This window comes from Caulobacter sp. 602-1 (assembly GCF_003931565.1).
Taxonomy (GTDB): Bacteria; Pseudomonadota; Alphaproteobacteria; order Caulobacterales; family Caulobacteraceae; genus Caulobacter.
On record NZ_RRYI01000007.1, the window covers coordinates 88,609 to 106,560 of the forward strand.

General features: G+C 67.4%; 12 protein-coding genes and 1 pseudogene. 2 read left to right on the plus strand and 11 right to left on the minus strand.

Going from position 1 to position 17,952, the window contains the following annotated elements; genetic code table 11:
• Positions 1-39 precede the first annotated feature (39 nt).
• The 6 genes from EIK80_RS19590 to EIK80_RS19615 all read right to left on the minus strand — a co-directional run bounded on the left by EIK80_RS19590 (position 40) and on the right by EIK80_RS19615 (position 5,324).
• The gene (locus EIK80_RS19590; protein ID WP_125158701.1) at positions 40-564 is read right to left on the minus strand and encodes a flavin reductase family protein; all 525 of its coding nucleotides are present in this window, start codon (positions 562-564) and stop codon (positions 40-42) included.
• A 38-nt stretch (positions 565-602) separates the two neighbouring features.
• Positions 603-1,607, minus strand: a complete 1,005-nt coding sequence (locus tag EIK80_RS19595) for a hypothetical protein (protein ID WP_125158702.1) — start codon at positions 1,605-1,607, stop codon at positions 603-605.
• Complete coding sequence (locus EIK80_RS19600; RefSeq protein ID WP_125158703.1) at positions 1,523-2,443, minus strand: glycosyltransferase family 2 protein; 921 nt, start codon at positions 2,441-2,443, stop codon at positions 1,523-1,525. Before EIK80_RS19600 ends, EIK80_RS19595 begins: the two co-directional genes overlap by 85 nt.
• Complete coding sequence (locus EIK80_RS19605) at positions 2,443-3,594, minus strand: GNAT family N-acetyltransferase (RefSeq protein WP_125158704.1); 1,152 nt, start codon at positions 3,592-3,594, stop codon at positions 2,443-2,445. The genes EIK80_RS19600 and EIK80_RS19605 overlap by 1 nt, the downstream gene beginning before the upstream one ends.
• Before the next feature lie 96 nt (positions 3,595-3,690).
• Complete coding sequence (locus tag EIK80_RS19610; protein ID WP_125158705.1) at positions 3,691-4,185, minus strand: GAF domain-containing protein; 495 nt, start codon at positions 4,183-4,185, stop codon at positions 3,691-3,693.
• Between the two features lie 50 nt (positions 4,186-4,235).
• Complete coding sequence (locus tag EIK80_RS19615) at positions 4,236-5,324, minus strand: ChaN family lipoprotein (protein WP_125158706.1); 1,089 nt, start codon at positions 5,322-5,324, stop codon at positions 4,236-4,238.
• A gap of 138 nt (positions 5,325-5,462) precedes the next feature.
• Between EIK80_RS19615 and EIK80_RS19620 the strand changes: the two genes are divergently transcribed.
• A complete protein-coding gene (locus EIK80_RS19620) occupies positions 5,463-6,554 on the plus strand; it encodes a serine hydrolase (protein WP_158624735.1) in 1,092 nt (363 codons plus the stop codon).
• On the opposite strand, the gene EIK80_RS19625 is transcribed toward EIK80_RS19620, so the two are convergent.
• The 3 genes from EIK80_RS19625 to EIK80_RS19635 all read right to left on the minus strand — a co-directional run bounded on the left by EIK80_RS19625 (position 6,551) and on the right by EIK80_RS19635 (position 12,900).
• Positions 6,551-8,899 (minus strand): methyl-accepting chemotaxis protein, encoded by a 2,349-nt coding sequence (locus tag EIK80_RS19625; protein WP_125158708.1) that lies wholly within the window; start codon positions 8,897-8,899, stop codon positions 6,551-6,553. The genes EIK80_RS19620 and EIK80_RS19625 overlap by 4 nt on opposite strands.
• A gap of 121 nt (positions 8,900-9,020) precedes the next feature.
• Positions 9,021-11,336 carry a glucan 1,4-alpha-glucosidase gene (locus tag EIK80_RS19630; protein ID WP_125158709.1) on the minus strand — a complete coding sequence of 772 codons (2,316 nt, stop codon included), beginning with the start codon at positions 11,334-11,336 and terminating at the stop codon, positions 9,021-9,023.
• Positions 11,337-11,370: 34 nt separating this feature from the next.
• Positions 11,371-12,900, minus strand: coding sequence for an MFS transporter (locus EIK80_RS19635; RefSeq protein WP_199743551.1), 1,530 nt, complete (start codon positions 12,898-12,900; stop codon positions 11,371-11,373).
• Positions 12,901-13,217: 317 nt separating this feature from the next.
• On the opposite strand from EIK80_RS19635, the pseudogene EIK80_RS19640 reads away from it, so the two are divergent.
• Positions 13,218-14,239: pseudogene (locus EIK80_RS19640) on the plus strand (LacI family DNA-binding transcriptional regulator).
• Here EIK80_RS19640 and EIK80_RS19645 read toward each other — a convergent pair.
• Both EIK80_RS19645 and EIK80_RS19650 read right to left on the minus strand, forming a co-directional pair.
• Positions 14,236-15,879 (minus strand): alpha-glucosidase, encoded by a 1,644-nt coding sequence (locus EIK80_RS19645; RefSeq protein WP_199743552.1) that lies wholly within the window; start codon positions 15,877-15,879, stop codon positions 14,236-14,238. The pseudogene EIK80_RS19640 and the gene EIK80_RS19645 overlap by 4 nt on opposite strands.
• Positions 15,858-17,654 (minus strand): alpha-amylase family glycosyl hydrolase, encoded by a 1,797-nt coding sequence (locus EIK80_RS19650; RefSeq protein WP_125158713.1) that lies wholly within the window; start codon positions 17,652-17,654, stop codon positions 15,858-15,860. The genes EIK80_RS19645 and EIK80_RS19650 overlap by 22 nt, the downstream gene beginning before the upstream one ends.
• Positions 17,655-17,952: the final 298 nt, after the last annotated feature.

Genomic DNA, 17,952 nt, shown 5'->3' on the forward strand with positions numbered 1-17,952 from the left:
CGTCAATAGCATCCAAGGTTCACGCCGTATCGCGCCAAGTCATTCCGCGTCCACATGGACGCGACGGAACCGGCCCTGCAGATAGACCAACGGCTCGTGGTCGGGATCGTAGCGCAGCTTGACCACCCGCCCGACATAGACCCGGTGGTCGCCGGCGTCGAAGACGTGGTGCGTCTCGCACTCGAAATTGGCCATGCAGCCGGGCAGGATCGGCGCGCCGGTCCGCCAGGTCTCGGTCTCGACGCCGGCGAAACGATCAGTATCCTTCTGGACGAACTGGCGGGCCAGGGCCTGGTGCTCGGCGTGCAGCACATTGACCGCCCAGCGGCCGGCGGCGTCCAGCGACGACAGGCTGGACGACTTCAGGTCGACGCAGACCAGGACCAGCGGCGGGTCCAGCGACACCGAGGTGAAGGAATTGGCCGTCAGCCCGACCTTGCGACCGTCCTCGCGGACGGTGGTGATCACCGTCACCCCGGTCGTGAAGCATCCGAACGCATTGCGCAGGGCCCGGGCGTCGTGCTCGGCGCCCTCTCCCAGTTCGATCGTAACCGCTTTACTCATCGCCCAAGCAGTGCGGCAAAGATCGGCGGTCGGCAAGGTCAGCCGTGCACGGGCTCGACCAAAACGCCCGGTCGCGCGGCATCCAGGCCGAAGGTGATCGGCAGGTGGCGCACGTGCGGCGTCTGCAGGCCCAGGGCCTTGGCTCCACGCGCCACGGCCAGCTTGCCCAGCGCCGTCGGCCCGAAGCCGTCCTGCACGCGCGGGCTCATGCCCATGCGCCGGCGCAGCACGCCGTTGGCGTAGATGACATTGGCCCGCATCAGGGCCGGCGGGGTCATGAATTCGATGGAGATCGACACGTTCAGCATCGGGCCGTTCTCGATCCGGTGCGGGGCGTTCTGCTTCCAGGTGACCATGTTCCCGGGCGTCAGCACCACTTCCTGGGCGCCCTTGTCCCATTCGGGCTCGAAGGCGAACTGCTCGGCGGTCTCGCGCAGGACGATCTTCTCCAGGGCCAGGTCGCCGACATAAGGATCGGCCACCGGATAGACCCATACCTTCTTCTCGCCGCGGAGCTGCCACAGCGACACCAGCGGCACGTCGAGGTGATAGAAGACCTGGGCGTTGGCGCTGGAGATCAACATGCCGACGTCGCGCTTGAAGGTGCGCAGGCCTGGCACGTGAGCCTCCTTGTCGGCGAAGATCTCATCGGCCAGGGCGGCGTATTCCGGCACATGGTCGTTGGTCTGGCGCAGGTTCAGCCAGATGCGGCCGGTCTTGGCGGCCTCCAGCAGCTGGTCGCCGCTCAGATTTCCGGCCGAGCCCTTGCGCCAGGTGGTCCAGGCCTTGGGATCATCGCCCATGGTGAAGACACCCAGCTTGTCGCGCGGATACTGGTCTAGCAGGCGCGCCAGGCCCTCGTCGTCGAACATCGGACGCTCATGCAGGGCGTGCTTGAACATCAGGTTCTCGCGGCCGAAGGCCTTGGCCTTGTCCGCCGTCCAGTCGGTGATCACGCTCATGCGGTCCTCCCGTAGAATTGGATCTTGAAGGGGCCCCACCAGAAGGTCTTGCCCAGGCCCCGCGCGGCGCGGTCCAGCCATTCGGCGCGGTCCTTGGCGCGGACCAGCCACTTGAAGCCGGCGACGGCGCCAAAGACGGCGGCCTGGCCCAGGCCGATGACCATCCAGCGGGCGACGCCCAGATTGTCGCGCGGGATGGCCGCGGCGCAGTGCGAGGTCGGGCCCTGGCCGTAGGCGAACGCCCGGGCGATCGTGTAGCGAAGGTTCATGCGGCTGGGCACGGGCTCTTCCCAGACCCAGGCCGCCGGCTCCCAGGCGAAGCGCGCGCCCGCCACGCGCATGTGACCGAACAGCATGTCGTCCTCGCCGCCGATATGATTGCGCTCGATCGCGAACGGTGAGACCGGGTCCGGCAGGGCGGCGCGGCGGATCAGGCTGTCGCCGCAACCGTAGTAGTGGTCGAGGACGCCAGCCACGGCGGGACCCTCGCGCGAGAAGAAGCGCTCCAGATAGTCGCGGTGCGCGACGATGTGATCCGGCGCGCGGGTTCGAACCGGACCGAACACCACATCGGCGTCGTAACGGACCTGGGCCGCCAGCAGCGCCGCCAGCCAACCGTCCGGGGCCTCCTCGTCATCGTCCAGGAAGGCGATCAGCTCGCCCGAGGCGCGGGCCATGCCGGCGTTGCGGGCGAAGGCGACGCCGGGTCGCTTTTCGTGGACGTAGATCACCGGAAAGGGCGCGGCCTTGGCCAGCATCTCGGCGACAGGCTTGGCGGAGGGGACCTGGTCGTTGTCGACGATCACCAGCTCCAGCTCGGCGCAGTCCACGCCGGTCTGGCCGAACACCGAGCGCGCCGCGACGGCCAGGCCGTCGGGGCGTCGCTGCGTCGGGATCATGATCGTCACGCGTGGCATCAGGCCTCCAGATTGTCCCCCTGGCGGCGATGCGCGCGCGAGGCCACGGCTCCCACGAAGTCGCGCACCCGGCCGGACATGGTCAGTTCGGTGCTGGCGATGGCGTCCATGCGGCGGCGCAGGCGGCCGACCGGACCCGCACCGTGGGCGCCGGCCATCGACCAGGCGTTCTCGATCGACAGCGCCATGCGCCCGCCGATCGTCGCGGCCGTCGCCGCGCCCTCGCCGATCGTAACGGTGTTGAGGCCGTAGGACCGCTTGTAGTGATCGTGGCCGGGACCGAGATCGTAGCGCGAGAGACCCAGTTCCGGCATGGCCGCGATGGCGCGCAGGAAGAAGATCTGGCCCGGCGACCAGGCGGCGTGCTCGGGCGAGGTCGAGGCGATCCACGGATGATACACCTCGCCGAGGCGAACCCCGAAGTGCCCCCCCACCAGCGTGTCGCCGGCATAGAGGTTGATCATCAGGCCGCGGAAGTCTCCCGAGCGGCGCGCGAACAGATCCGCCATCAGCTCGCGGGTCCAGTCGGCGCGCAGGAAGTCGTGGGCGCCGGTCCGCTCCAGCTGTTCGCGTTTCCAGTCGATCAGCTGGTTGAACGCGTCGCGCGAGACGTCGCCGGCGACCAGGCGCACCGGCCCGACCTCGCGGTCCAGCTTGTTGTCCAGGCGGCGGTAGTTCTTGATCTTCTTGGGACTCGCGGCGCGGATGGCCTCGAGATAGGCCTCGGCGGTCGCGCCCCCCAGATCGATCATATAGGCCGTGCGATCGGACTCCCGCGAGGCCGGGAACAGGCCATTGGGATCGATGAGACCCGTATACCGGAACACCGACACGTCGGCGGCGCGCAGCACCTGTCCCAGATCAAGTCCCGCATCGGGACGGCTCACCAGCCCGTGGTAGTCGGACAGCGGAGAGCCGATCGGACGCGCCAGACCGCCAGGACGACGGTGATAGGCTAGGAAGCCCTGGGTTAGGCCGTCGCGGCGGACGACCGCCACGCGCGCGTCTTCCCGAACGCTTCCAATGGCCTGCGCGAAGTCAGGGCCCAGCAACGGATTGCCGAAGCCCGGCTGGGCGGCCGCCAGGCTCCGCCACAGCGCCACGTCCTCGGCGCTCAGCAGGCTCGGGTGTAAGGTTTCGACGTCCAACATGTCCATCTGTCCTACTCCGGCTCGGGTTAGGGAAAGATGGACCAAGCCTGCAATCAGCGGGCCATATGTTAGGTTCCCGACAAGGTTGTGCCCGGCTTATGCAAACGTCGTCTTGAGGATCTTCTCCAGCCACAGCTGGTCGGTGGCGTCGAACGAGGCGGGCTTGTCGGAATCGACGTCGAACACCGCGATCAGCTGGCCGTCGGGGCCGAAGACCGGCACGACAATCTCGCTCTCGGATCGGCTGTCGCAGGCGATGTGGCCCGGGAAGGCGTGCACATCTGGCACAAGCTGGGTTTCGCCGGTCTCCGCCGCCGCGCCGCAGACCCCGCGCCCATAGGCGATGCGCAGGCAGCCCAGCGTGCCCTGATAAGGTCCGACCACCAGCTCGCGCGCCTTGGTCGGATCCACGACGTAGAAGCCGGTCCAGAAATAATGGTCGAAGCTGTTGGCCAGCATCGAGGCCACCGTCGCCATGCGGGCGGTGACGTTGGGCTCGCCGTCCAGCACGGACGCGATCTCTTCGGCGACCTCGGCATAGCGGGTCGCCTTGTCGGCGGAGAGGGTGAGGTCGTTGAACGCTTCGGCCATAGCGGGGATATAGCGCGGCTGGCGGCGGATGTCAGAGGGCGCGGCGCGGTTTAGGGCTTGGCCGGTTCCGGGGTCCCCGGCGGCGCGTACTTGCAGGCGCTGGCCTTGCGCTTGGCCATCAGCCCACGGACCCATTCGCTGGTGTCCTCGCCGTCCACGAAGGCGGGCGGATTGGGATAGATCAGCTGGATCAGCGTGCCATTCTCCAGGTCGGCGGCCTTGAAGGACGGCGCCTTGGCGTCTTCGACCTCCAGGGGGTCGATGACCGCGATCTTAAGGGCGGGATCACGTAGCTTCAGCCGCTCGACCGTCCCCAGGAAGGCGGCGCTGTGGAAATTGCCGTTCAGGTGCAGGACCTTTGAGCCCGAATGGGCCTTCAGCGCCAGGAAAATGGACTCGGCCATGGTGTCGTCGCGGGCGGTCTGGCCGGCCAGGCTCCGCTCGGCTTTCAGCAGCGCCTCGGGCGACCGGCTCGCGCCGCCGCCATGGGCCGCCGCGCCGGACTGGAAGCGCATGTACTTCGCGCGATAGGCGCCGGTCCCGGGATTGAGATCGCGCGCGATCCAGCCGCGCTCCTCCGGCGTGAACTGGCTCAGGACCTCGGGACCCCATTGGCCGATGCAAGAGATCGCCCAGGTCGGCGCCTCCGCGGCCACCACGGGCAGGCCGCGCATCCGCGCGAACTCGACCAGGGGCCGGTACGAGGTCGGATAGTTGTCCCAGGCCCGGCCCTTTTCCTTCAGGGCGTTCTCGCCGACCTTGCCGGCCAGATAGGCGTCGACCACCGGCTGGGTGTCGCGCTCGAACTGCTCCAGCGACAGGATGTAGCGCGGGTTCTTGGCGACCAGCGCCCGGAACAGCTCCTGCTGCCGCAGATGCACGCCGGGATGGCGGTGGCTCTCGCCGAAGAACACGACATCGTAGCCCGACAGAAGCGCGGCGGCCTCGGCCAAGCTCACGACCCGGGGCTTGCCGGTCTTGGCGTCCTTCATCACGAACGCGGTGTCGTAGAAGTCCTCCAGCCCCCGGCTCAGTTGATAGCCACCAGCGACCGGTTTCACGATCGGCGCGGTCTGGGCCATGGCGCTGCTGGCCAGGGCAAGCATCGGCAGGGAAATGAGCCAGGACTTCGTGAACATCGGCGCTCCGGGGATGAACCTCAAGTCCTGACCTATCCGGGTTGCCCGCCGCAACGCCAGCACTTTTGCGAATGACTTGCAAATGGACACATGACGGCGCTTGAGCGAACGTCGCTCCACCTCAAGTGGATTCTCGGCATGAAGCTTCGCCTGCCCGTTAGCCTCCTGGCCGCGCTCGCCCTGCCCGCATCGGCTATCGCCCAAGTCGCCCCAGCCCCCGCGCGCCTACCCGACGCCGCTCTGGTCAAGGCGATCGCCGGCAAGCTGGCGGAGATGGGCGAAAACTATTCCGGCGTGGTTATGGTCGCCCGCAAGGGCAAACTGGTCGCGACCTTCGCGCAAGGCTGGGCCGACCGCGAGCGCAAGATCCCCAACACGGCGGACACCAAGTTCCGGGTCGGATCGATGGACAAGACGTTCACCGCCGTCGCCGTGATGCAGTTGGCCCAGGCCGGCAAGCTGGACGTCCAGGCCTCCCTGATCACCTATCTGAAGGACTATCCGAACGCCGACTGGGCCCGGAAGGTCACCCTGCATCACCTGCTGACCCACCAGGGCGGCGCGGGCGAGATCTTCACACCGGAATACGAGGCCAGGCGTGACCGGGTGCGGACGCTGCAGGACTATGTCGACCTGTTCGGCAAGCGGGCCCCGGACTTCGAGCCGGGCTCCAAGGACGACTATTCCAACTACGGCTTCATCCTGCTGGGTCGGGTGATCGAGGCGGTCTCCGGCCAGAGCTACTACGACTATGTCCGCGCCCACATTTTCCAGCCGGCCGGCATGACCGGCAGCGGCTTCGAACCGGAGACCATGCCCGTGCCCGGCCGCGCGGTGGCTTACGAACATGAGAAGGCTGACTTCACACTGGCCGGAGGCCTGCCCTGGCGCGGAACCTCGGCGGGTGGCGGCTACGCGACGGCGGAGGACTTCGTGAAGTTCGCCATGGCGCTCTACGACGGCCGCCTGCTGGACGAGACGCATCGCAAGCAGATGACCACGGGCTTCGTCGATCTGGGCGACGGCATGAAGTACGGCTACGGCATCGCCATCTATCCGAGCCCCCTACCCATCGTCGGCCACAACGGCGGCGCCCCCGGCATGGCCGGCGACCTTCGGATCATCGACGGCGGCGAGGGCGTGATCGTCGCCCTCAGCAATGTCGCCCCGCCATTCCTGGCAGGGCGACTGAGCAAGTTCGTCTCGGATCGATTCCAGGTCGCGCCCTAAAACTCCTCCCACTCGCCCGGGCGCGAGTTCGGCTGGACCTTCAGGGCGTTCGCGCCCTGGACGTAGCGCTGACGGAAGCTCTCGCGGGTCGGGGCTGCGGCCGGACGCGGGACCGGAGCCGCTGGACGACGCTCGGCGCGGGCCGGCAATTCGTGGACCACCGCCCCGACCTGGAAGCGGCGGATCAGGCGTTCCAGTTCGGCGGCCTCGCTGGACAGGGCGTGGCTCGCGGCCGTCGACTGTTCGACCATGGCCGCGTTCTGCTGAGTGACCTGATCCATCTGGTTCACGGCCTGGTTCACCTCGGCCAGGCCCACGGCCTGCTCCTTCGAGGACGAGGCGATCTCGCCGACCAGCTCGTTGATCTCGGCCACTTGGGTGAGGATCTGCGCCAAGGTCTCGCCTGTCTCGCCGACCAGCTTGACGCCCTTGTCGACCTGGTCGGTCGAGGCCCGGATCAGGCCCTTGATCTCCTTGGCCGCGTCGGCCGAGCGTTGGGCCAGGGCCCGCACTTCCTGAGCGACCACCGCGAAACCCCGACCGGCGTCCCCAGCCCGTGCGGCTTCGACGCCAGCGTTGAGCGCCAGCAGATTGGTCTGGAAGGCGATCTCGTCGATGACCCCGATGATCTGGGTGATCGACTGCGAAGACTTCTCGATGCCGCCCATCGCCTGGACGGCTTCCTTGACCACCGCGCCGCTGCGTTCGGCGGCGGCCTTGGCGCTGATCGTCACCTGGCGGGCGCGCTCGGCGCCTTCCGAGCTGCGTTTCACCGTGGCGGTGATCTGGTCGAGGGCGGCGGCGGTCTGCTCCAGGCCGGCGGCCTGGCGCTCCGTCCTCTGCGAGAGATCGTCGGCGGCGCTGCTGATCTCGGCGCAACCGCCGCGGATGCTGCGAGCGGCGGTCAGGATGCCGGCCATGGTCGCCTGCAGGCTCTCGACGGCGGCGTTGAAGTCGCGCGGCATCTTGGCCGCGTCGCCCTGGAAGTCGTCCTCGCGCATCCGCCAGATCAGGTCGCCGTCGACCAGGCGTTCCATGCCCTCGCCCAGCGCGTGAACGGCCTTGGCCTGGGCGGCGGCGAAGGCGGCGGCTTCCTGCTCATGGCGCTGGCGCTCGGACTCGGCCTCGGCGCGCTCGGCCTCCTGCTCGGCCCGCCGGCGCTGGCCGTCGGCCAGGTCGTGGCGGAAGCCGTCCAGGGCGCGGGCGATGGCGCCGATCTCGTCGCCGCCGTCGATACCAGGAACGGCCTCGTCGTAGCGGCCCGCCGAGAGCTTGTCGACCGAGCGGGTCAGGCCCGTCAGCGGCTTCTTGACCAGGGCGGCGCTGGCGAAGAACAGCGCCGCCAGCACGGCCGCGGTGATGACCAGGCCGCCGATGAACAGGATCTTGGCCAGGCGGTCGGCGGGGCCGGTGATGGCGGCCACCGGCACGTCCATCACCAGGGCCCAGGTGGTGTTCAGGGCCGGGATCGGCACGGGACGGATGATGCGGGCCATGGGCGCGCCGTCGACAACAATCCCCTTGACCTCGACGGCCGCGCCGCCGGCCAGGACGCTCTGAACCTGGTCGGCGCCGATGTCGGCATAGGGCTGGGTGCGCTTGGCCGGATCGGGGTGGGCGATCCACTTGCCGCTCGGCGACAGCATCATCACGCGGCCGCCGCCCAGTGGCTTAAGCGCGCCCAGGGTCTTGGAGACGCTGTCCAGCGCCATGTCCAGACCAGCCACGCCGATGAACTGGCCGCGCGAGAACACCGGATAGACGACCGAGGTCATCAGCACCGACTTGCCGACGACGTCGTAGGCATAGGGCTCGACAACCGCCGACTTTCCCGTCCGCTTGGGGACGGCGTAGTACGGCTCCTGGTACTCGTTGCCCTGGTCCAGCGGCTGAAAGATCACCTTGTCGCCGTCGTGCACCCAGTACGGCGAGAAGTTGCCGGCCTTGTTCGAGCCCGAAGCCGTATTGCCGGCGAACTCCGCGTCCTTGCCGTCGAAGGCGTTCGGTTCGGCCATGTACCAGCTGCCCAGCACCATCGCTGAGGACTCGGCATTGGGTTTCAGCATCTGGACCACCGTGGCCCGGTCGGTCATGCCCGCCTCATGGGCCGCGCCGATCGAGACGGCCATCGACCGCGCCGTCGACTGGACCTTGCCAATGTCTGCCTGGACGCTCTGGATGGCGTCGTCGGCCACCGCGCCGGCATAGCGGTTGGTCAGGCCCGAGACGATCGCGCTGGTATGCGACGAGACGGCCACCGCCGCGGCGATGAGCAGGAAGCCGATCGCGAGACCCGCCACGAGGATCAATTTCCAGGCGATGGTCAATCGACGGAACGCTGACATGAAGGTCTCCGGCCACGAGCGGGGCTGTTAACCCTGTCTTCGCGGCCGAATCCTAAACCACCCGTTAACCATGCCGCAGACGCGCCGAACTGCGACAATCCGCGCGTCCGGAACCGTTACTCTAGCGGGAGAAACGGGCCTTCACAGGCGCGTAGTTGTCCCAGACCTGGCCGTCGCTGACCGAGCGCAGGAGCTTGACGTACTCGGCGTGGCTCCAGGCCAGGGGCGTGGCGCTGTCCGTTCCCTCGCCCCGCGTGTAGCCATGGGCGCTTGGCGCGCCAACGCCATCCCACACCTGCTCGGGGATCATCAGACCCTCGTTGGCGAATAGCTCCATGGCCTTGACATAGGTGTCGCGGATCCTCCTGACCGCCGCCGCGTCGGGCTTGCCCGCGACACCGGCCAGGGCCAGTTCGTAGTGACCGCGCTCACCAGTGAAGATCGGCCACACGCGGCCGCGCTGGCCCGGACGCATCTGGCCGTCGGCCCCGTAGTTGGCGCCGGTCTTGGTGTCCTCGCCATAGCCGTCGACGCCGTAGCGCCGCCAGCCGGGGAAGGTCCCATCGACGCCCGGGAACGTGAAGCTGTACCGGACGCGATAGAGGTCCTCCATCGCCTCGTCGTCCAGCTTGGGCAGGCTGGCGACAATGGCCGGGTCGTCGGCGCGCCGCACGCCGTAACGGACCAGCTCCAGGAAGCCGGCGTCCAGCATCTTGTTCTCGGGCACGGCGGCCTGGCCGTTGCGCTCCTCGACCGGGCTCTTGTTGTCCGGATCCTGGTCGCTGTTGAGGCGCAGGTAATAGTGGCCGTCGCCGAACGCGCCCTTGGTCGTGACCATGCGGGCCTCGACCTTGGACGAATAGTCGTCGGCGGTCTTGCGGTAGGTCTCGGCCGACGCCGTGTCGCCGGCGGCCTCGGCGATGTCGCCGGCCACCACCAGACCCGCGATCACGGCGGCGGTCGTCGAAGGCGAGTAGCCGCCCTGCTCTTCCCAGCGCTCCTGCTGGGTGAACGGCGGGGTGATGGTCGCGTGGTTCCAGCCCAGGTCGACCTTGCCGCCCTTGACCAGGAAGTCGGCCGCCGGCTTCAGCATCTCGCCATAGAAGGTCTTGAGGTCCTTGTCGGAGAGCCAGCCCAGCTTCCACAGCTTCCAGCCCAGCATGATCGGCATGGCCGTCTGGTCCAGCTGGACGCCGACCCATTCGGGCGTGCCGTCGACATGCGACTTCTGCAGGAACCAGCCGCCATCGCCCTTATTGCCGGGCGTCTTGGCTCCAACCTGCACCGTCGGCAGGTAGTGGAAGGCCGCCAGCGGCGTCTCCTTGTCGCCCAGAGCCGCCAGGGCCATGGCGCACTGATAGAAGTCGCGCGGCCAGACGGCCTTGTAGCCGGTGGAGGACTCGGTGGCGTCGACCGTATCGCCCCACGGGTTGGACAGCGAGGCGATCAGGGCGCCGGCGTGGGTGCGATCCTCCTGGACCTTCAGCATCAGGGCCGAGGCCTGGACCAGCTTGCCGCCGTCCTCCGAGGCCTCGCGCAGGCGCGGCAGCTCGGTCAGCGAGGCCAGGTAGTCTTCCCAGCCCACCCGCGCGCCCTCGCCGTTGAAGCGGGCCAGCACCTCGGCGTAGCCGGTCTTCAGCGTCGCGGCGGCGGTGGCGTCGGCGGTCTTGGCGTCCGGGCCGAAGCCGATGGCGAAGTCGAAGGTGGCTTCCTTGGTCACGGCCGGCAGCTGGCCGGTCAGGACGATGGCGCCCTTGGCCGAGGTAGTCGTGGCCTTAAGGCCGGCGAGCGCGTCATTGTCCTTCAGCGTGCTGGCCGAGGCCTTGGCGAAGGGCTTGGTCCCTTTCAGGCTCAGGAAGGCCCTGCCCTCGTAGGCGGTCAGCGCGGTCGCCGACGCCACGCCCGTATCGCCGCCGCCGGTGTTGGCCATGTGCGGCTCCAGCACCAGGGTCGGGGTCACCGGCCCCTTCAGCGCCTTGACCGTGACCCGCACGAACAGGCTGTTGCGGTCCGGATCGGTGAAGATCCGCTTCTCGATGACGAAGCGACCCTGCTTGTCCGTGGTGGTGATCTTGTAGGCCGGCGACAGCGGACGGCCGGCGGCGTCGACGTGCAGATATTCGGTCTTGGAGGTCGTGTCCGCGCCCTCGACCGCCAGGCCCGTCGCGGTCTGGACGGCGATACGCATCTGCTTGATCTGGGCCTCGTGGATCAGGCCGTACATGGTTTCGGTCAGCACGCCGTCGGCGATCGAGAACCAGACCTTGGACACCGCCCCGGTCTTGCCGCCGGCCTTGTAGGCGCCGTCGACATAGGCCTCGTAGGACGCGCCGACACCCGTCTTGGCCGAATAGGCCCAGGTGCTCGGCGCGGCGGCATGCGCCGCGCTGGCGGCCAGGGCGGCCGAAGCCAGGGCAAGAAGTTTCAGGCTGTGCATGGCGAGGACTCGTCAGGCTGGAAGGAAAAGGAATTCAAGCCGGCTTGACGGCGCCAGGACGGGCTTGAGGGACTGTGTCACGGACCGCGAAGGTGGCGGCCGCGGCGATGGCGAGCGAAGCCGCCCCCAGCACCAGGGCGTAGATGGCCTGGCCGGCGAAGAAGCTCTTCAGCAGCAAGCCCAGCACCGTCGCCGCCAGCAGCTGCGGGATGACGATGAAGAAATTGAAGATGCCCATGTAGACGCCCATCTTCCGGGCGGGCAGAGCGCCGGCAAGGATCGAGTACGGGGCCGACAGGATCGAGCTCCAGGCGAAGCCGACGCCGATCATGCCGATCCACAGCATCCCCGGCTCGCGGATCAGCAGGAATGACAGCAGGCCCAGGGCGCCCAGGATCAGGCACGCCGCATGGCTGACCTTGCGGCTGGTCGCCTGGACCATCAGCGGGATGACCAGGGCCGCCAGGGCCGCGACGCCATTGTAGACGGCGAACAGCACGCCCACCCAGTCCGCGCCCTCGTTATAGGCCTTGGACGTCGCGTCCACCGCATGGAAGTGGACCGCGGCTACGGCGGGCGTCGTGTAGATCCACATGGCGAACAGGCCGAACCACGAGAAGAATTGCACCACCGCCAGCTGGCGCATGGTCTTGGGCATGCGGAAGAAGTCGGACAGCACTTCGGAAAAGCCGTTGTCCGTGCGCCCGATCCGTTTGAACCGCGCGCCGACGACGCCCGCCACGCCGAACGCGAAGACCAGGCCGGCCAGGACATAGAGCTCCTTCTCCAGGCGCGCGCTCCAGACGATCAGGGTCAAGGCGAGGCCCGCCAGCACGCCGCCGACGCCCAGGACGACATAGGCGTTCACCGACGGCTCGGGCTCCTCGTGAGGCCCGAAGCCCAGCGCCTCGTGCTCGGCGACCTCGAAGGCGGCGAGTTGGTCGGGGCTATATTCCCGGGTCGTGAACACCGTCCACATCACGGCCAGCAGCAGGCCCGCCCCGCCGGCGTAGAAGGCGATCCGCACCGCGTCGGGAATCTGGCCGGCCGGAGCGGTGTTCGACACGTTGAGCCAGTTGGTCAGCATCCACGGCAAGGCCGAGGCCAGCACCGCGCCCAGGCCGATGAAGAAGCTCTGCATGGCGTAGCCCGTGGCCCGCTGCTCGTCGGGCAGGTTGTCGCCGACAAAAGCCCGGAAAGGCTCCATGGTGATGTTGATCGAGGCGTCCATCAGCCACAGGGCGCCCGCCGCCACCCACAGCGCGGGCGCGTTGGGCATGACGAACAGCGCCAGGGTGGTGAGGATCGCGCCCCAGAAGAAGTACGGCCTGCGGCGGCCCAGACGCCCCCAGGTCTTGTCGGAGAGGTAGCCGATGATCGGCTGGACCAGCAGACCGGTGGCCGGCGCGGCGATCCACAGGATCGCCAGGTGGTTCACATCGACGCCCAGGGTCTGGAAGATGCGGCTGGTGTTGGCGTTCTGCAGGCCGAAACCGATCTGGATTCCGAAGAATCCAAAGCACATGTTCCAGATCTGCAGGATACTGAGCCGCTGCCTGGCCATCGGTCCTCCGCCCCGCTCCGACCGCCGGTTGCTTCCGACTGGTTCGCAAGTTTTTTCATAATTCGTCGTGGCGGCCATTTGCGCACGCGTCATCGCGAGGCGCAACGATAAATCCATATTCCATTGAGCTTCGTGGCGCCACGAGCGCCACTTTCACCCATAATCCCCTTCAGAACACAGTCGGGTCCGCGCCAAGATTTGCAGGAGTTTTCACGTCAATTTTTACCGCGCCCGGCTTGCAAACCCCATGGAACGGCGCCTTATGAGCCTCTGAAAAAGTTTGCAAAAATCTTTGCAGCAACAACGATCAAACAGGGATGGACCTAGGGTGAGCAAGGGGGCGACGCGACTGGAAGACCTGGCCAAGCTGGCGGGGGTTTCGATCTCGACCGCGTCGCGGGCCCTCAACGACAGCCCGGCCGTCAACAAGCGCACAAAGCAGCTCATCTGGAAGCTGGCGCGAGAGATGGACTACCCCTTCCGCCGCTACATGCCGGCCGGCCCGATCGGGGCCGAGGCGACGATCGCCATCGTCACGCCCCGTCCGCAGGGCCGCGCCAGCAGCATGTCGGATCCATTCTTTCTGGAATTGCTGGCTGGCGTCGGCGAAGCCGCGCGCGAGCGCGGATGCGACGTGATCCTCAGCCACATCGCCCCGACCAATTTCGAGGACCTGTCCTCGGCCATGACCACCAGCCGGGCCGAAGGCGTGATCTTCCTGGGCCAAAGCTCACTGCACGCGGCCTTCAACCGCCTGGCCGAGACCGAGAACCGCTTTGTGGTCTGGGGCGCCCAGCTGCCGGACCAGAACTATTGCTCGGTCGGTTCGGATAATGTGATGGGCGGCCGCCGCGCCACGCTCCACCTGCAGCGCCTGGGGCGCAAGCGCATCGTCTTCCTCGGCGACACCGAGGCGCCGGAGGCCATGCAGCGCCATCGCGGCTATCTGGACGCCCTGGAACACGCCAAGCTGGGCGTCGACCCGGACCTGATCGTCCCGGCCCACTTCGAGGTCGAATCGGCCGAGGCCGCGGTCGACAGCCTGATCCATCACGACATCAAGTTTGACGGTGTCGTCGCCGCGTCCGACCTGATCGCGCTCGGCGCCATGCGGGCCCTGAAGCACGCCGGCCTGTCCGTGCCCGGCGACGTCTCGGTGATGGGCTTCGACAACGTCCCCTTCAGCCGCTACGCCAGCCCGGCTCTGAGCACCATCGCCCAGGACACCAACAAGGCCGGCCGGCTGATGGTGTCAAAGCTGCTCGACAGCGGCGAACGGGCCAGTCGGTCGGAACGCGTGCCGACCGACCTGATCATTCGGGAAAGCTGCGGCGGCTAGACCCGTCGCGCAATCAGCCCAGCGCACGGCGGCATTTCGCCCTCGCCGCCCAGATTGACCCCGTCAACGATCGCCCACCCCTCCGGCAGCGACCAGGTCACTGGCTCAAAGCCCAGGTTGAAGGCCAGCAGCACCGCGTCCGCGCCCTCCCCGCGCTGGAAGATCAGCAGCGAACTGTTGGTGTCGACGAAGCTGATCGCTCCGGTGCGCAGGGCGGGATAGGCCTTGCGCAGGCCGACCAGGCGACGCGCCACATGCAGGGTCGAGGTCGGGTCGTCCTCCTGGGCGTCCACCGCGAGCGGCAGATGCTCGGGGTCGACCGGGAGCCACGGCTCGATGGCCGAGAAGCCCGCGTTCGGCGCGCCGGCCGTCCAGGGCATGGGCGTGCGGGCCCCGTCGCGGCCGAGGGTCTGGGGCCAGTTGGCGATGGCTTCCGGATCCTGCAGGCGTTCGAATGGCACATTGGCCTGGGGCAGGCCCAGTTCCTCGCCCTGGTAGACGAAGACATTGCCACGCAGGCCCATCAGCAGCAGCAGGCACATCTCGGCGAAGGCCTTGCGATCGCGCCCCTCGGCCCAGCGCGACACCGCGCGCGGCGCGTCGTGGTTCGAGAAGGTCCAGGACGGCCACCCCTCCCCGTCCTCGCCCGGCCACATGGCCGCGCCCTTGAGGATCATGTCGACGGTCAGCTTGTCGGCGTAGAGATAGAGAAAGCCATAGGCGCTGTTCAGCCGGTCGTTTCCGGCCGTGAACAGCTTCATCTCGCGGTCGGCATGATCGCCGCCCACCTCGGCCACCGAGAACCGGCCGCCCGCGGCGTCGGTCAGAGTTCGGATGCGCGACAGGAAGTTCGGGATGTCGGCGTGGCTCTGGTTGTGGATCTTGTCCTGAAAGTCGAACGGCCGCGTACGCTTGCCGCCCGGCGGCAGCGGTGGGTTATCCGTGAAGGCCGGATCGTGCATCGAGAAGTTGATCGCGTCGAAGCGGAAGCCATCCACGCCCTTGTCGATCCAGAACTGGGTGACGGCCAGCAGGGCCTCCTGCACCGCCGGATTGTGCAGATTCAGCTGGGGCTGGCTGCTGAGGAAATTGTGCATGTAGTACTGGCCGCGGCGCGCGTCCCAGGTCCAGGCCGGACCGCCGAACACCGACTGCCAGTTGCTGGGCGGGCTGCCGTCGGGCTTGGCGTCGGCCCAGACGAACCAGTCGGCCTCGGCGTTAGCGCGGTCCTGGCGGCTCTCGGCGAACCAGGGGTGCTCGTCGGAGGTGTGCGAGAAGACCAGGTCGATGATGATCTTCAGGTCCAGGGCGTGGGCCTTGGCGATCAGGGCGTCGAAGTCGGCCAGGGTCCCGAAGATCGGATCGACGTCGCGATAGTCCGAGACGTCGTAGCCGAAGTCCTTCATCGGCGAGGTGAAGAACGGCGATAGCCACACCCCGTCGACGCCCAGAGAGGCGATGTGCTCGAGGTGTTCGGTGATCCCGGGCAGGTCGCCGACGCCGTCGCCGTTCGAGTCGGCGAAGCTGCGCGGATAGACCTGATAGATGACCGCCCCACGCCACCACTCGGTATTCATCGATGTTTCCGCGCCGGGGCGAACCAGAACCTGCACTGTCACTATCGTCCCTCGGAAACGCAAATCATGTAGTCGAGCGGCTTGAGCTCGATCGAATAGCTGCCGGGGGCGCTCGCCGTCTTGGCGCATGCGCCGTGCAGCGCCCGCCAGGCGACGGAACCGGCCTCGACCGGGATATTGACCCTCAGCGGTTGGTCGCCGCTGTTGAAGACAGCCACCACCTCGGTCTCGCCCAGAATGCGCGAGAACGCCAGCAGGCCCAGTTTGTCACCGGCGACGCGGGTCACCTGGCGACCGTCGCGCAAGGCTGGCGTGGCGACACGGATCCTCGCCAGCTCGGCGATGCGGCCGTAGAGCGCGCCGTCGGTTTCGAAGGCCGACCTCGGCCCCTTGGCGTTCGAGCCGATCAGACGATTGTCGTTGTAGCTGGCCACCTGGCTCGGAAACATATCCTCGCGGCTGTCGGCATAGTCGCCGTCGCCGGTAAAGCCCTGCTCGTCGCCATAGTAGATGGTCGGCACGCCGCGCGCGGTCAGCATCAGGGCGTTGGCCAGGGTGACGCGGGCCAGCAATTCCTCGTCGCCGATCGCCGGCTTTTCCTTGATCGCGAACCAGCCGATGCGGCCCATGTCGTGATTGCCCAGAAAGGTCGGCAGTTGGCGCGCGGTCGCTTCGCCGCCCTCGTAGACCGGGTCGGCGGCGAAAATGCGGGCCAGGCGATCGGTCCCGGTCCGGCCTAGGGCGACGTCCGTCGCGGCCGACTGGAAGGCGAAGTCCAGCACGGCCGGCAGCCTGTCGACGCGGGTGTGACTGGCCAGGATCGCGACGTCCGGATCGAACACCTCGCCGAAGATGTGGAAGTTCGGGATGCCCCGGGCCTTCGCGCGGGCCAGCATGGCCGGGACGAAGGCTTGCCAGAACTCGGGGTTCACGTGGCGGGCGGTGTCGATGCGGAAGCCGTCGACGCCGAAGTCGTCGATCCACTGGCCGTAAACCTCGATGAAGCCCGCGACGACTCGTGGGTTCTCGGTGAACACGTCGTCCAGCGTGGCGAAGTCGCCCAGCAGCGAGCTCTCGCCCGCGAAAGTGCTGTCACCGCGGTTGTGGTAGTAGATCGGGTCGTTCAACCAATCCGGTTTCTTGGCGTGCTCCTGGCCGACCGGGACGTAGGGCGTATAGGCCCAGTCGGTCCGCTTGAGCTTGCGAAAGTCCTTGCCGTCGAAGCCGTCATTGATCGGCGCGCCCGCCACGCCGCCCTGGCGCGTATAGGGATAGTCGGCGACGCCGCGATAGGCGCAGCGGCTTTCGGGGCATTCCTTATACTGGATGACGTCCGCCGTGTGGTTCACGACGATATCCATATAGACCTTCAACCCCCGGGCGTGGGCCGCGTCGACCATGGCCTTGAAGTCGGCCTTGGTCCCGAAATGCGGATCGACGTCGGTGAAGTCGGTGATCCAGTAGCCGTGATGCGCGGCCGACTCGTGACCCGGCGGCCCCTGCACCGCGCGGTTCTTGAAGATCGGCGCCAGCCACACCGCCGTCGCGCCCAGGCCCTGGATGTAGTCCAGCCGCCGGGTCACGCCCTCCAGATCGCCGCCGTGATAGAAGCCGGCCCGCGTCGGGTCGAAGCCGTCGACCAAAGGCCCGAGAGCGGGCCCGCCGTGATCATTGGTCGCGTCGCCATTCTCGAAGCGATCGGGCAGGACGAAATAGATCACCTCGTCCTGAGGCTTGCGTAGACGATAGGCGTCGGGAGCAGCGAGCGCGCTGGTCGCCAGCACGCCCAGCGCCGTCACGGCCAGCAGCGTTCGTCGCCAAGGCGTCAAGGCCAACATCGCTCCCCTCCCGTGGCGAACGACAACCGCCACTGCAATTATTTGCAAGAATTTGCAGAACCAAGGACGCCCTGTCAATCCGTTCGATTGGATGGGTTTGCAGGCCACTCCCACCGCCCTTCACGACTTAAGTGGCGCTATAAAGCCACACCACGCGCCATTTTGGCGGTCTCAGGGCGTGACTGACGCTAGATTTGCAATTTTTTGGGTTGATTACAGCGCGTTAATTTGCGGTAGTTTGCAGCAACGGCCAGATCGCAAATTTGCAAGAGCGCAGAGCCGGACAGGGAGGGAGCAT